The sequence below is a fragment of the Brevibacterium gallinarum genome, from assembly GCF_014836885.1.
In the GTDB taxonomy this organism is placed as follows: domain Bacteria; phylum Actinomycetota; class Actinomycetes; order Actinomycetales; family Brevibacteriaceae; genus Brevibacterium; species Brevibacterium gallinarum.
Genome location: NZ_JACSPY010000018.1, coordinates 13,805 through 27,195 on the forward strand (window position 1 = coordinate 13,805; position 13,391 = coordinate 27,195).

13 protein-coding genes are annotated in these 13,391 nt (G+C 64.1%); 11 read left to right on the top strand and 2 right to left on the bottom strand.

Annotated features, from left to right (window positions below; translation table 11 throughout):
• Positions 1-75 precede the first annotated feature (75 nt).
• From H9634_RS13020 to H9634_RS13040, 5 genes are read left to right on the top strand one after another with little or no spacing between them, the layout of a single operon-like run.
• Positions 76-555, top strand: a complete 480-nt coding sequence (locus H9634_RS13020; RefSeq protein ID WP_191727228.1) for a hypothetical protein — start codon at positions 76-78, stop codon at positions 553-555.
• Positions 552-1,379, top strand: a complete 828-nt coding sequence (locus H9634_RS13025; RefSeq protein WP_225210951.1) for a nitrilase-related carbon-nitrogen hydrolase — start codon at positions 552-554, stop codon at positions 1,377-1,379. The genes H9634_RS13020 and H9634_RS13025 overlap by 4 nt, the downstream gene beginning before the upstream one ends.
• Before the next feature lie 47 nt (positions 1,380-1,426).
• Positions 1,427-2,359: an ABC transporter substrate-binding protein gene (locus H9634_RS13030; protein WP_225210952.1), complete on the top strand. Its 933-nt coding sequence runs from the start codon at positions 1,427-1,429 to the stop codon at positions 2,357-2,359.
• Entirely contained in the window at positions 2,356-3,285 is a 930-nt protein-coding gene (locus H9634_RS13035) for an amino acid ABC transporter permease (protein WP_191727230.1), read from the top strand. Before H9634_RS13030 ends, H9634_RS13035 begins: the two co-directional genes overlap by 4 nt.
• On the top strand, positions 3,278-4,084 hold the full coding sequence (locus tag H9634_RS13040) for an amino acid ABC transporter ATP-binding protein (protein WP_318245119.1): 807 nt from the start codon (positions 3,278-3,280) through the stop codon (positions 4,082-4,084). The genes H9634_RS13035 and H9634_RS13040 overlap by 8 nt, the downstream gene beginning before the upstream one ends.
• Positions 4,085-4,175: 91 nt before the next feature.
• Here H9634_RS13040 and H9634_RS13045 read toward each other — a convergent pair whose 3' ends face one another.
• Complete coding sequence (locus H9634_RS13045) at positions 4,176-5,546, bottom strand: aspartate aminotransferase family protein (RefSeq protein WP_191727232.1); 1,371 nt, start codon at positions 5,544-5,546, stop codon at positions 4,176-4,178.
• 15 nt (positions 5,547-5,561) lie between these two features.
• Positions 5,562-6,032 carry an Lrp/AsnC family transcriptional regulator gene (locus H9634_RS13050; RefSeq protein ID WP_175293494.1) on the bottom strand — a complete coding sequence of 157 codons (471 nt, stop codon included), beginning with the start codon at positions 6,030-6,032 and terminating at the stop codon, positions 5,562-5,564.
• Positions 6,033-6,257: 225 nt separating this feature from the next.
• On the opposite strand from H9634_RS13050, the gene H9634_RS13055 reads away from it, so the two are divergent.
• Genes H9634_RS13055 through H9634_RS13080 form a run of 6 tightly spaced genes read left to right on the top strand, consistent with a single transcriptional unit; the run spans position 6,258 to position 13,343 of the window.
• Positions 6,258-7,748: an aminobutyraldehyde dehydrogenase gene (locus H9634_RS13055; RefSeq protein WP_191727234.1), complete on the top strand. Its 1,491-nt coding sequence runs from the start codon at positions 6,258-6,260 to the stop codon at positions 7,746-7,748.
• A complete protein-coding gene (locus H9634_RS13060) occupies positions 7,745-8,998 on the top strand; it encodes an ABC transporter ATP-binding protein (RefSeq protein WP_191727236.1) in 1,254 nt (417 codons plus the stop codon). The genes H9634_RS13055 and H9634_RS13060 overlap by 4 nt, the downstream gene beginning before the upstream one ends.
• Positions 8,991-10,178 carry a polyamine ABC transporter substrate-binding protein gene (locus tag H9634_RS13065; protein ID WP_191727238.1) on the top strand — a complete coding sequence of 396 codons (1,188 nt, stop codon included), beginning with the start codon at positions 8,991-8,993 and terminating at the stop codon, positions 10,176-10,178. The genes H9634_RS13060 and H9634_RS13065 overlap by 8 nt, the downstream gene beginning before the upstream one ends.
• The gene (locus tag H9634_RS13070) at positions 10,175-11,104 is read left to right on the top strand and encodes an ABC transporter permease (protein WP_165884120.1); all 930 of its coding nucleotides are present in this window, start codon (positions 10,175-10,177) and stop codon (positions 11,102-11,104) included. The genes H9634_RS13065 and H9634_RS13070 overlap by 4 nt, the downstream gene beginning before the upstream one ends.
• Complete coding sequence (locus H9634_RS13075; RefSeq protein WP_191727239.1) at positions 11,101-11,943, top strand: ABC transporter permease; 843 nt, start codon at positions 11,101-11,103, stop codon at positions 11,941-11,943. The genes H9634_RS13070 and H9634_RS13075 overlap by 4 nt, the downstream gene beginning before the upstream one ends.
• Before the next feature lie 2 nt (positions 11,944-11,945).
• Complete coding sequence (locus tag H9634_RS13080) at positions 11,946-13,343, top strand: NAD(P)/FAD-dependent oxidoreductase (RefSeq protein ID WP_191727241.1); 1,398 nt, start codon at positions 11,946-11,948, stop codon at positions 13,341-13,343.
• Positions 13,344-13,391: the final 48 nt, after the last annotated feature.

Consider the following 13,391-nt stretch of genomic DNA (forward strand, 5'->3'; position numbering starts at 1 on the left):
CAGCATCCGGTGACCGATCGGTTTGATGGCGTGAGGCCACGGAGCGATCTTTCCGTCCGGACCAGCGACAAACCGATGACCGAGATGCTTGCAGACGGTCAGCTTGATGCAGTTTTCAGCCCGTTCCTTCCTCCAGGGTTCCGTGACCCCGATAGCGGGATGCGACTGCTGTTCGACGACGTGACACGTGAAGAACAGAAGTTCCTTCAGAAGCACGGTTATGTTCCGGGGATCCACGTTTTGGCTGTCAGAGCCGAAGCCTTGCGTACCGATCCGACTCTCCCCAACGAGCTCGGGTGCATGTTTCGTCAGTCCGAGCAGGTCGCGGCAGCACGGCATCGCAAGCTGTTGGACGTCACGCCGTGGCTGAACAGTGCATTCGATCTGCTTGACGCTACAGGATTTGGAGAGCCCAATCGCGTTGGCGTCGGAGCAAATCGCACTATGCTTCACGACTTCTTAAGGCATATGTCCACTCAAGGTCTCATTTTGGAGTCGCCGAGCCTGGACCAGTTATTCCCGTACGACTTGACCGAGGAAGGTGAGATGCGATGAGCGGAGATCCCAATACAGAGATCAAGGTAGCTGTCGGCCAGTTCCCCGTCGCTGAAGACTGGCAGACCAATATTGATATGGCGGGGTTCTTGATGGACAGAGCAGAGACTGCGGGGGTAGACCTCCTTGTTCTACCAGAGGGGATCATGACCCGGTTTATCGACCGCAAGGAACTGATTCGAGACGCCGCTCAGGCACTTGATGGCCCCTTTGTCACAGCAATGCTCGATCTCTCCCGCGACCGTCGTGTGACCGTCATCTTCGGTATTCATGAAAGCTCAGCTGAGCCGCGCCCGTTCAACACCCTCGTTGCGATCCAGAATGGGGAAGTGCGAGGGGTCTATCGGAAGTTGCATCTCTACGATGCTTTTGCGGCGGTCGAATCCGAGAACGTCCGATCTGGTGATGAACGACCGCCGATAATCGATGTTTGTGGCTTCAACGTCGGGCTCATGACCTGCTACGACGTTCGATTTCCTGAGCTAGCGCGCGACCTAGCGGACCGGGGCGCTGAAATTGTCGCTTTGCCAGCGGCATGGGCGGCTGGCAGAACAAAAGAGTTTCAGTGGGCGACCTTGGTATCGGCGCGCGCACTCGATGCAACGGTCTTCGTGGCCGCATCAGGTGAGTCTGGGCCAGCTTGCGTTGGCGGCTCACGGATCATCGATCCGCTTGGCATGCCGCTCGCGACCTGCACGCAGGAGACCGATCTTGCCACTGCCACGTTGAGCAAGCACCAGTTGAAAGAAAGTCGCATAAAGCTGCCGGTGCTGCAACACCGTCGGTACGAGTTGTCATTTAAGCCCGAGCACACCGTCGCCTGATTGCCATTCACAGCCGACGCTCCGAAAGTGAAGAGTTAGGAATAGTCATGAACTCCACCATCAAGTCGAAGCCGATCTGGACAGCGATCGCGATGAGCGCCGCGCTCACCTTGACCGCGGGCTGCACAGTGGATGAGTCCGGTGACAAGGACGAACCCGGAGGCGATTCAATCGAGGTGAAGAAGCAGGAACTCAACCAGAAGCTCCACGATCAGCTGCCTGACAAGATCAAGGACGCAGGATCCGTGACGTCTGTGAACACCGGTTCATTCCCTCCATACACGATTGTCGACGGAGAGAACAAAGTTACAGGCGCAAGCGCCGACCTCGCTGAAGCAATGGGTCAGATGCTTGGAGTAGACGTCGAGCATCAAACAATCGATGGCCTGGCCAGCGTGCTGACGGGTATGGAGGCTGGTCGGTACGACCTCAGTATCGGCCCGACCGGCGACTTCCCGGAACGACAGGAGCAGGCGACGTTCATTGATTGGGTGCAGGAATATGTGGTCTTCGCCGTCCAAAAGGGTAACCCTCAGGATATCGACGGTCTCGATACGACGTGTGGTCGGAAAATTGCTGTTCAAGCAGGCGGATCCGCCGAATCGGTGATCAAGGAACAGTCTTCAACGTGCGAGAACGGGGGCAAAGAGTCAATCGAGGTCCAGTCCTATAAAGACCAGCCGAGTGCCATCCTCTCGGTGCAGTCCGGGAGAGCCGACGCGTTCTTTTCCTCGCGGGCACCCCTGACCTATTTCGTCAACGACTCCGGCGGCAAGCTGGAACTTGTAGGCACCGAAGACAAGAACGGCTTCGATGACCTCTACCAAGGGATCATGGTGCCTAAAGACTCTGAGATGACTGATGTCCTGTTGGCCTGCCTCGAGGAACTTCACGCTAACGGCACCTACGACGCCATCATGGACAAGTGGGATCTAGACGCCAACAAGCTCGACACCCCTGGTATCAACCTGGCGAAATGATGATGACTGAACGCACTGAACACCTGGATATCAGCAACGCTCACAGGAAGAGGCACCCGTGGCAGATCGTTGGAGCGGCTGTTGCCCTGCTTCTTGCTGGGCAGGTCGTCTATCTACTTTTCACAACGCCAAACTTTGGCTGGGATGTAGTCGCGACCTATCTTTTTGAGAAGTCGATCATGCGCGGTTTGGGCATGACGCTTCTCCTGACTGTTATCGCGATGACCATCGGAATCATCCTTGGTGTGATCCTTGCGCTTTGCCGTATGTCAGACAACCCGGTACTGAAGCCACTAGCTGCCTTCTACATCTGGTTCTTCCGAGGTACGCCGACGCTGATCCAGCTGATCTTCTTCTACAACCTCTCAGCGCTGTTTCCAGTTTTGGCGGTTGGTGTTCCCTTCGGTGGGCCGACGTTTGCGGAGGCTCCTACGAACCGGATCGTGACAGCCTTCCTGGCAGCGATCCTGTGTTTGGGCCTGAACGAGGCGGCGCTGATGGCTGAAATAATCCGAGGCGGCTTGATGTCGGTAAAGCGTGGGCAGCGTGAAGCTGCCGCGGCCATCGGAATGTCGCCCTTCAGGAGCTTCCATCGGATCGTGCTCCCTCAGGCTATGAGGTTCATCATTCCTCCGACCGGGAACCAGGTGATCTCGATGGTGAAGAGTACAGCGTTGGTGAGTGTTATCGCTTTGGCAGATCTGCTCTACTCGGCCCAGGCAATCTACAACCGAAACTTCGAAACCATACCGCTTCTGATAGTCGCTTGTATCTGGTATCTCGTCGTCACGTCACTACTGAATATCGGGCAGCACTTCATCGAACGGCACTACGGAAAGTCTGACCAACCGACCGGTGGAACGAGCCTCCGCACCAGGCTTTCCAGAATCTTCGCAAGTCAGAAGGAGGTGGCGGCACGTGTCTGACCAGCCGAAGAGGACGATCGAGGCGAAACAGCACACGACGGAGCCGGTTTTGCAGGCAATCGGTGTCGAAAAGCGCTTCGGTGACGCATCGGTGCTGAAGGGAATCGATCTCGAAGTCGCCGAAGGGGAATCAGTGGTCATCCTCGGGCCCTCCGGATCGGGAAAGTCCACCTTTCTTCGGTGCGTCAACCTTCTGGAACAACCTGACGGTGGGCGGATCCTTGTGAAAGGCCAGGATGTCGGTTACACAGTGAAACGCGGAAGGCTCCACCAGGTTCCGCCGCGCGAGCTTGCACGGCGTCGAGCCCAGATTGGGATGGTGTTCCAGCAGTTCAATCTCTTCTCCCACATGACAGTTCTTGAGAACATCACAGAAGGACCAGTAGGAGTTCTCGGCCGCAAGCGTTCCGACGCAAATGGCCGCGCCACTGAGTTGCTCGAATTGGTTGGGCTTGCTGGCCGCGAGAAGGCATATCCAGAGCAGCTATCAGGCGGACAGCAGCAGCGCGTTGCGATCGCTAGGGCACTCGCAATGGACCCAGCATTGGTTCTCTTCGACGAACCGACGTCTGCGCTCGATCCTGAGCTCGTTGGTGAAGTACTGGCAACGATGCGAACACTAGCTGACGGTGGTCTGACAATGGTTGTGGTGACACATGAGATCTCGTTCGCTCGTGAGGCGGCCGACCGAGTCGTATTTATCGATGGCGGAGTGATTGTGGAAGAGGGCCCGCCAGAGAAGGTTCTAGACAACCCGCAGCACGTCCGAACGCGCGAGTTCCTAGCCAGATTCCTCTGATCAAATCAAACCGACCGAAGACCCGCCGAACGACTGTTCGGCGGGTCTTCGGCTTTTGGCGCAGCGACCGTGAGTTAGCCGTGCGCCCCGATCAGATCATCTCCCACGCGTCGGTGAGCACCGAGCGGATGATCTGCTCCATCTCCTCGAACTCCTCCGGGCCACAGGTGAGCGGCGGGGAAAGCTGGATGACCGGTTCGCCGCGGTCATCGGCGCGGCAGTACAGGCCGCGCTCGTACAGTGCAGAGGAGACGAAGCCCTTGAGGACGCGCTCGCACTCCTCAGCGGTGAAGGTCTCCTTCGTCGCCTGATCCTTGACCAGCTCGATGCCGTAGAAGTAGCCCTCGCCGCGCACGTCGCCGACGATCGGCAGGTCGAGCAGCTTTTCCAGCGTCTTGCGGAACGTCGGTGCGTTCGTGGCGACCCGGGTGTTGAGCTCTTCGCTTTCGAAGATGTCGAGATTGGCCATCGCGACGTGGCAGGCAACGGGGTGACCGCCGAATGTGTAGCCGTGGTAGAACGTCTCCCCGCCCTTGCCGAAGGGTTCGAACAGACGATCCGATGCGATCATCGCACCGAGCGGGGCGTAACCGGAGGTGATGCCCTTGGCGCAGGTGATGATGTCGGGGACGAAGTCGAAGTCGTTGCAGGCGAACATCGAGCCGATGCGGCCGAAGGCGCAGATCGTCTCATCGGAGACGAGCAGCACGTCATGCTCATCGCAGATCTCGCGCACCCGCTCGAAATAGCCCGGCGGCGGCGGGAAGCAGCCGCCGGAGTTCTGCACCGGCTCGAGGAACACGGCTGCCACCGAATCGGCGCCCTCGAATTCGATGGCCTCCTCGATGCGGTCGGCGGCCCACTGGCCGAAGGCCTTCTCATCACCGGCGAAGCGGTCATCGGCCCGGTAGAAGTTCGTGTTCGGCACCTTGTGGGCACCGGGCACGAGCGGAGCGAACTGATTGCGCAGATCCGGCAGCGAGGTGACGCTCAGCGCACCGTGCGGAGTGCCGTGGTAGGCGGTGGCGCGGGAGATGACCTTGTGCTTTCCGGGCTTGCCGGTGAGCCGGAAGTAGTTCTTCGCCAGCTTGAGCGCCGACTCGACCGAGTCGCCGCCGCCGGAGGTGAGGAACACGCGGTTGAGGTCACCGGGGGCGTAGCCGGCCAGGCGCTCGGAGAGCTGGATGGCCGGTTCGTGGGTGTAGGACCACAGGGGGAAGAAGCCGAGCTTCTTCGTCTGGTTGTAGGCGGCCTGGGCGAGTTCCTCACGGCCATGGCCGACCTGGACGACGAACAGCCCGGCGAGACCGTCGATGAGCTTTCTGCCGGTGTCGTCGAAGATGTGGTGGCCCTCGCCGTGGGTGATGACCGGGGTGCGGCCGCCCTCGAAGAGGTGCTTGTGATTGGCCATGTGCATCCATACGTGATCGCGGATGCCGGTTTGAAGGTTGTGCTGTTCCACGTGGTTCTCCACTTCCTAGCGTGTGCCCCAGTTGTACTTCTGGTCCCAGAGCTTGAGGTACATCATCGTTTCGGTCGATTCGACATGCTCGATCGAGCGCAGCTGCCGCAGCAGGCTCAGCAGTTCATCGTCATCAGCGCAGACGACTTCGATGAGGATGTCGTAGACCCCAGCGGTGACGACGGTGTAGTCGACCTGCGGCAGCTGGCTGAGGATCTCGGCGGTCTCAGTGATGTCTCCGCTGACCTTCACCCCGATCATCGCCTGCCGGTGAAAGCCCAGCTGCAGGGGAGAGGTGACGGCCACGATCTGCATGACCCCGGCTGCGGTGAGCTTGGAAACCCGCTGGCGCACGGCCGCCTCGGACATGCCGATGTCGCGGCCGATCTCGGCGTAGCTGCGCCTGCCGTCCTGCTGAAGGGCCTCGATGATCGCCTTCGACTTGGCATCGAGCTCCGTATCCGGCGCAGGGGTCTCAGCGGTCATGACGCCTCCTTCAGAACTCATCATAACAATGTAATCAGTGGTTCTGACCATATCTGATTGCGAAAACAGCTTGCAAGAGTGACCAGAAGTACGAAATCAGTAGACATTGCGGGGAGGTGTCGTTACTCTGGTGAAACGCTGATGTGCCTCGCCTCACACCACGGCACCACCTGTGCCGGGGCAGGACCCCAGTTCAGCACCACCGACACGGAGGTTCGAAGACCCATGCACGTCATCAACGGGCAGCGCACCCCCGGCACAGGACCGGAGTTCGTCCGCTGCTCACCGGCCACCGGCGCAGAGGTCGCCCGCTACCGCCTGGCCAGCCCTGCCGACGTCGACGCAGCGGTCACCGCGGCAGCCGAGGCCTTCCCCGGCTGGAAGAACACCACACCCGGCGAGCGCTCCGATCTGCTCTTCGCCCTCGCCGCAGGACTCGAGGCCCGCGCCGCCGAACTCGCCGAGCTCGAATCGGCCCAGACGGGCAAGTCGATCCGCCTGGCCACCGAGTTCGATGTGCCCGGCAGCATCGACAACGCCCGGTTCTTCGCCGGCGCCGCCCGCCAGCTCACCGGACTGGCCGCAGGCTCCTACTGGCCGAACTCGACGTCGATGACCCGGCGGGAGCCGATCGGCGTCATCGGCTCGATCGCCCCGTGGAACTACCCGCTGCAGATGGCGGCCTGGAAGATCTTCCCCGCTGTGGCCGCCGGCAACACCATCGTGCTCAAGACCTCCGAGCTGACACCGGGCACCTCGCTCATCCTCGCCGAGGTCGCCGCCGAGGTCGGCTTCCCGCCCGGCGTCATCAATGTCATCGCAGGCGACGGGCAGAGCGCCGGAGAGGCGCTCGTGCGCGACGCGCGGGTCGTCATGACCTCCTTCACCGGCTCGACGGCTGTCGGCCGGAAGGTCATGGAGATGTGCGCAGCCAAGGGTGCGCGCGTCCACCTCGAGCTCGGCGGTAAGGCCCCGTTCGTCGTCTTCGACGACGCCGATGTCGAAGCCGCAGCCCGCGGCGCAGTCGCCGGCTCCCTCATCAACGGCGGCCAGGACTGCACCGCCGCCACCCGCGCGATCGTCCACCGCAGCATCTTCGAGGACTTCTGCACCCGCGTCACCGAGCTCATGAACGGCGTCATCATCGGCGATCCCGACGATGCGACCACCGACCTCGGCTCCCTCATCAGCACCGAGCACCGCGACCGGGTCGCAGGAGCCGTCGACCGCGCCCGCGAAGCCGGCGCCCGGATCCGGTGCGGGGGCACAATCCCAGCCACCGCCTCGGGCGCGGGGGAGAGCGCCTACTACGCACCGACCCTCATCACCGGCATCGGCACCGACGCCGAGGTGTGGCGTGAGGAGATCTTCGGTCCCGTGCTCGTGGCCATGCCCTTCGACGACGATGACGAGGCGATCGAACTGGCCAACGACACCGTCTATGGGCTGGCCGCCAGCGCCTGGACGACCACGACCCGCCGGGCGCTGCGCACGGCAGCCGAGATCGAGGCCGGCTGCGTGTGGATCAACGAGCACATCCCGATCATCTCCGAGATGCCGCACGGCGGATACAAGGCTTCTGGCTTCGGCAAGGACATGTCGCAGTACTCCTTCGAGGAGTACACGCAGGTCAAACACGTCCTCATCGACGAAAGCCCAGGCGCCCACCGCGACTGGCAGGACATCATCTTCACCACCGACAAGGAGCGGGCATGAGCGCGCACACCGAGACCACCGCCGCACAGCCTCCCGGCACCAGGGCCGGCACCGCGGGCACCCGCCACAGCGGCGAGGGCCCCGGGCAGCTGGAGATCCGCGGGGTGACCAAGCGCTTCGGCAGCCACACCGCCCTGAGCGAACTCGACCTCACCGTCGAGGCCGGGGAGTTCCTGTCCCTGCTCGGGCCCTCCGGCTGCGGCAAGACGACCCTGCTGCGGATGATCGCCGGCTTCGAGGAGCCGACCACCGGGCACATCCTGCTCTCCGGCCAGGACCTTGTCGGCGTGCCGGCTCACCGCCGGCCGGTCAACACCGTCTTCCAGTCCTACGCTCTGTTCCCGCACATGAGCGTGTCCGACAACGTCGCCTATGGGCTCAAGCAGAAGCGCGTGCCCAAGACCGAGATCCGCGAGCGCGTCATCGAAGCGCTGCGGCTGGTGCAGATGGACGGGTTCGCCGACCGCAAGCCCGACCAGCTCTCCGGCGGCCAGCAGCAGCGTGTCGCCCTCGCCCGGGCGCTGGTCAATCGGCCGCAGGTGCTGCTGCTCGATGAGCCGATGTCGGCACTCGATCGCAAGCTGCGCGAGGAAATGCAGATTGAGCTCAAGCGCCTGCACGCCGAACTCGGTATGACCTTCGTCTTCGTCACCCACGACCAGGAGGAGGCGCTGGCGATGAGCGACCGGATCGTCGTGCTCAACGCCGGGAAGATCCAGCAGGTCGGCACCGCCGAGGAGATCTACTCCAGGCCCGCCAACCGGTTCGTCGCAGGCTTCATCGGCAAGCAGAACTTCGTCTCCGCCACCCTCGACTCGATCGACGGCGACACCGCCGTGCTGCGCACCGCCCGCTCCCTCATCACCGTGCCGGCCGGACTGCTGGGACCAGAGGCGAAGCCCGGCGGATCCGTTGAGGCGGCCGTGCGCCCGGAGATCATCGACGTCACCCCGCTCGACGCCGCCGGCAGCGACAGCACGGCCAGCGGTGACAGCAGGGGCGGCAGCGACAGCAGAGCCGGCAGCGGCAGTGCGGCCGGCGGTGACAGCAGGGAGCTCACCGATGCCGTCGACGGGGAGGTCGTCGGGGTGTCCTTCCTCGGCGACGTCGTGCAGTACATCGTCCGGCTGCGCGACGGTCATGAAGTCCTCGCCCGCGTCCCGGCACTCACGAGCGACCACCTCGGGCCCGGCGCCCGGGTGCGGCTGTCATGGGGACGCAACCAGGCGCAGGTGTTCTGCGATGGCTGAGCGCGACCACCGGGTGCGCTTCCTCGCACCCCGCTCCGAGGCCCCGCGCATCCGCCGGCAGCTGCTGAGCGCTGCCGGTCCGAGCCGGCGGGCCTTCCTCACCGGCGTGGGGCTGGCCGGGCTGGCCGGGCTCAGCGCCTGCGGGCAGACCGGCCGGATGGCCAGCTCCCCGCCGGCCGACGGCGAGATCGAGGCGAAGCTCAACCTGTACTCATGGGGCGACTACGACGACCCCGAGATCATCAGCGAATTCAGCGACACCGCCGGCGTGCGCGTGCAGGTCGACTCCTACGGCTCGAACGACGAGCTGATGGCCAAACTCGCCGGCACCCGCGGCACCTCCGGCTACGACATCGTCGTGCCGACCGGCTCACGAGTGCAGCAGATGATCGAACACGACCTCATCCAGCCGCTCGACCTGACGCGGATCCCGAACTTTGCGAACATGGACCCGAACTTCACACACCAGGAGTTCGACCCGGAGAACCGGTACTCGATCTGCAAGGCCTGGGGCACCACCGGCTACGTCTACGACCGCACCGTCATCGACCGGGAGCTGACCAGCTGGCAGGACTTCATCGACGCCGCCGGCAAGGAGGCCTCCGGCTCGACCGCGATCCTCGAAGACCCCTGGGAGCTCACCGCGATCGCCCTCGCCTCGATGGGCGAGGACGTCAACACCGTCGACGAGGCGATCCTGGAGAAAGCCAAGACGATCGTCGTCGACGACATCGCCCCGCATGTGCGCGCCTATATGGGCAACGCCGCCCAGGGCATGACCCAGGGCGGGCTGAGCCTGCTGCACGCCTTCAACGGCGACGCCCGGCAGGGACTGCTCGAATCCGATGACCCGGACCGCTGGCAGTTCGTCTTCCCGACCCCGGTCGCCAACCTGTGGATGGACAACTGGTGCCTGGCCACCGGCGCCCCGCACCCGGATGCCGCCTACGCCTTCATCAACCACATGATCAGCCCTGACGCCGCGCTGCGCAACGTCGACTACATCGGCTACCACGTCGGCACCCAGGGCCTGAAGGAGGAAGCCGCCGACTTCGACTTCCCCGACATCATCTTCCCCGAACAGGAGATCCTCGACCGGCTCGTGCCCTCCGAAGAAGGGGCCGGCATCCAGCCGCGGGTTGAGATCTACACCGCCGCACAGACGAGGAGTTCAGCATGAAGCGCTTCGCCGCCCGCATCCTCGGCCCCGGAGCGCTCGCGTTCCCCACCTGGGCCTACGTCGTGTTCTTCTTCGTCATCCCCGTCGCCCTCGTGCTGTGGTACAGCTTCGGGTACAAGCCCGACGAATTCACCACCGTGTCGATGGAGCAGCTGAGCTTCGACCGCTACTCCGAAGCGCTGACCTCCTCATCGCTGGCGACCTTCCTCGCCACTTTGCGGATCTCGATCGTCGGCACCATCATCTGCCTGCTCATCTCCATCCCGTTCGCCTACTGGCTGGCCGTCAAAGTCCGGCCCGAACGGCGCGGACTGCTGCTGGCGCTGGTGATGGTGCCGTTCTGGACGAACTTCCTCGTGCGCACCCTCGGCTGGCAGATCATGCTCTCCAACGAGGGCTTCGTCTCCAAGACCCTCCAGGCCATCGGCTTATCCGACGGAGGCCTCGATATCCTCTACACCCGCACCGCCGTGCAGATCGGCGTGGTCTACAACTACCTGCCGCTCATGATCCTGCCGCTGTTCGTGGCCATGGACGCAGCCGGACGGCACCTGCGCGAAGCCAGCTACGACCTCGGCGCCGGACCCTGGAAGACCTTCTTCACCGTCACCCTGCCGCTGGCCATGCCTGGCGTGGTCTCCGGCTGTCTGCTCGTGTTCATCCCGCTCAACGGCGACTACGTCACCGCCACCGTGCTCGGCGGGGCGAGCGGCTCGATGGCCGGCCAGCTCATCGCCAACCAGTTCAACACCGCCCAGAACTGGGCCCTCGGCGCGGCGATGGCCGTCATCCTCATGCTCGCCACGCTCATCGTCGTCGCGCTCGGCGGGCTGCTGCTGTGGGCGCTGCGCTCACTGATGGAGAGGCTGAACTCGGTGCGCATCACCCCACCCGAGCCGGCCGTGAGCGAAGGGAGCCGCGCATGAGACGCCAGACCCGCGACCTCGGGTTCACCCTGTGGGGTGTGCTCGTCTTCATCTACCTCTTCGCCCCGATCGCCGTCATCGTCGCCTACTCCTTCAACACCGGGCGCATCCTCGCCTCCTGGCAGGGATTCGGCTTCGACGCCTACATCTCCGGCATCAACAACGACGTCATCGTCTCCTCGGTCATCACCAGCCTGCAGGCCGCCGTCGGCTCCGCGCTGCTGGCCACCGTGCTCGGCACCCTCGGCGGCATCGCGCTCGCCCGCGCCAGGCTCGGCACCTGGTGGGCCCTCGGCCTGACCGGACTGCTGGCGACCACGCTCGTGACCCCGGAGATCGTCGACGGCATCTCGTTCCTGCCGTGGTTCGTCACCCTCGGCGTGGACGCCGACCTCACCTGGTTCAACAACGGGCTTGTGCGCCTCATCGTGTCCCATGCGATGTTCTCCGTGGCCGTCGTGACCTTCATCGTCCGCGCCCGCATGGCCGGCGTCGACACCTCCCTGCAGGAGGCCAGCGCCGATCTCGGCGCGACCCCGTGGACGACCTTCCGCCGGGTCACCCTGCCGATCGCCGCCCCCGGCGTGATGGCCGGTGCGCTCATGTCGTTCACCCTCAGCCTCGACAATACGATCCTCTCCAGCTTCGTCCAGCAGCCCGGCTACACGCCCTGGCCGGTCTACATCTTCTCCGCCGTGCGTGTTGCCCTCCGCCCGGAGGTCGCCGCGATCTCGACGGTGATGCTGCTGCTGACCCTGCTCGCCCTCGCCCTCGTCGGCCTCGTGCTGCGCCGCTCGGGCGAATCATCCACCGACATCGTCAAGACCATCGTGAGGTAGCCATGCCCATCACCCCTGAGATGATCTCCGCAAGCCTCGCCGGCGTCTCGCACGTCCCGTTCTGGCTCGATGACCCCGCCAGGCCCGAGGCGGTGGACGCCCTGGCAGGCGACCGCAGCTGCGATCTCGCCGTCGTCGGCGGCGGATTCACCGGCCTGTGGACGGCCCTGCAGGCCAAGGAGCGCGACCCCAGCCGGCATGTCGTCCTCCTCGAAGGCGGCCGCATCGGCTGGGCCGCCTCCGGGCGCAACGGCGGATTCTGCGAAGCCAGCCTCACCCACGGCCACGAGAACGGCGTCAAGCACCTGCCGGAGGAGAACGACGAGCTCACCCGGCTCGGCTACGAGAACCTCGACGCGATCGAAGACGCTGTCGCCCACTACGGGCTCGACTGCGACTTCGAGCGCACCGGACTCATCCAGATCGCCACCGAGGACTACCAGATCCCCAGCCTGCGTCAAGCGCATAACCCGGAAGAAGGCGAGGTCTACCTCGACCGTGAAGCACTGCGCGAGCGCATCGACTCCCCGACCTATCTGGGCGGGCTGCGGCTCGATCGGGAGTGCGCGATCATCAACCCGGCCAAACTGTGCTGGGAGCTGCTGCGGGTGTGCCGCGAGCTCGGCGTCGAAGTGTACGAGAACACCATCGTGCGCAGCCTCACCGACAGCGGCGACACCGTCACGCTGACCACCGACGCCGGCACCCTCACCGCCGGGCGCGCAGCACTCGGCACGAACGCGTTCCCCGCACTGCTCAAGCGGGTCAAGTGGCACACCGCACCGGTATACGACTACGCGCTCATGACCGAACCGCTCAGCGCTGAGCAGTGGGCGGCGATCGGCTGGGACGGCCGGGAGGGTCTGGCCGACTCGGCCAGCCGGTTCCACTACTACCGGCGCACCGTCGACGGCCGGATCCTGTTCGGCGGCTGGGATGCCGTGTACTACTACGGTCGGCGCGTCTCCAGCAGATTCGACACCCGGCAGGAGACCTTCGAAACCCTCGCCCGGCACTTCTTCGAGACCTTCCCGCAGGCCACCGGCATCCGCTTCACCCACGCCTGGGGCGGGGCGATCGACACCTGCACCCGGTTCTTCTCCTTCTTCGACACCGCCTACGCGGGCAAGGTCGCCTACGCCGCCGGGTTCACCGGCCTCGGCGTCGGGGCCTCCCGGTTCGCCGGCACCGTCATGCTCGATCTGCTCACCGGTGAGCCGACTGAGCTGACCGAACTGGAGATGGTGAAGAAGAAGCCGCTGCCGTTCCCACCCGAGCCGTTCATGTGGGCCGGCGCGAAGATGACGACCCGCGCACTCATCAAGTCCGATGAGAACGAAGGCAGGCGCGGCCCGCTGCTCAAGACGCTCGACGCATTCGGAGTCGGCTTTGACTCATAGCGTCCGCCGGGGCTGTGTCCGCTGGGACTGTGCTCACTGCCAGGTTCT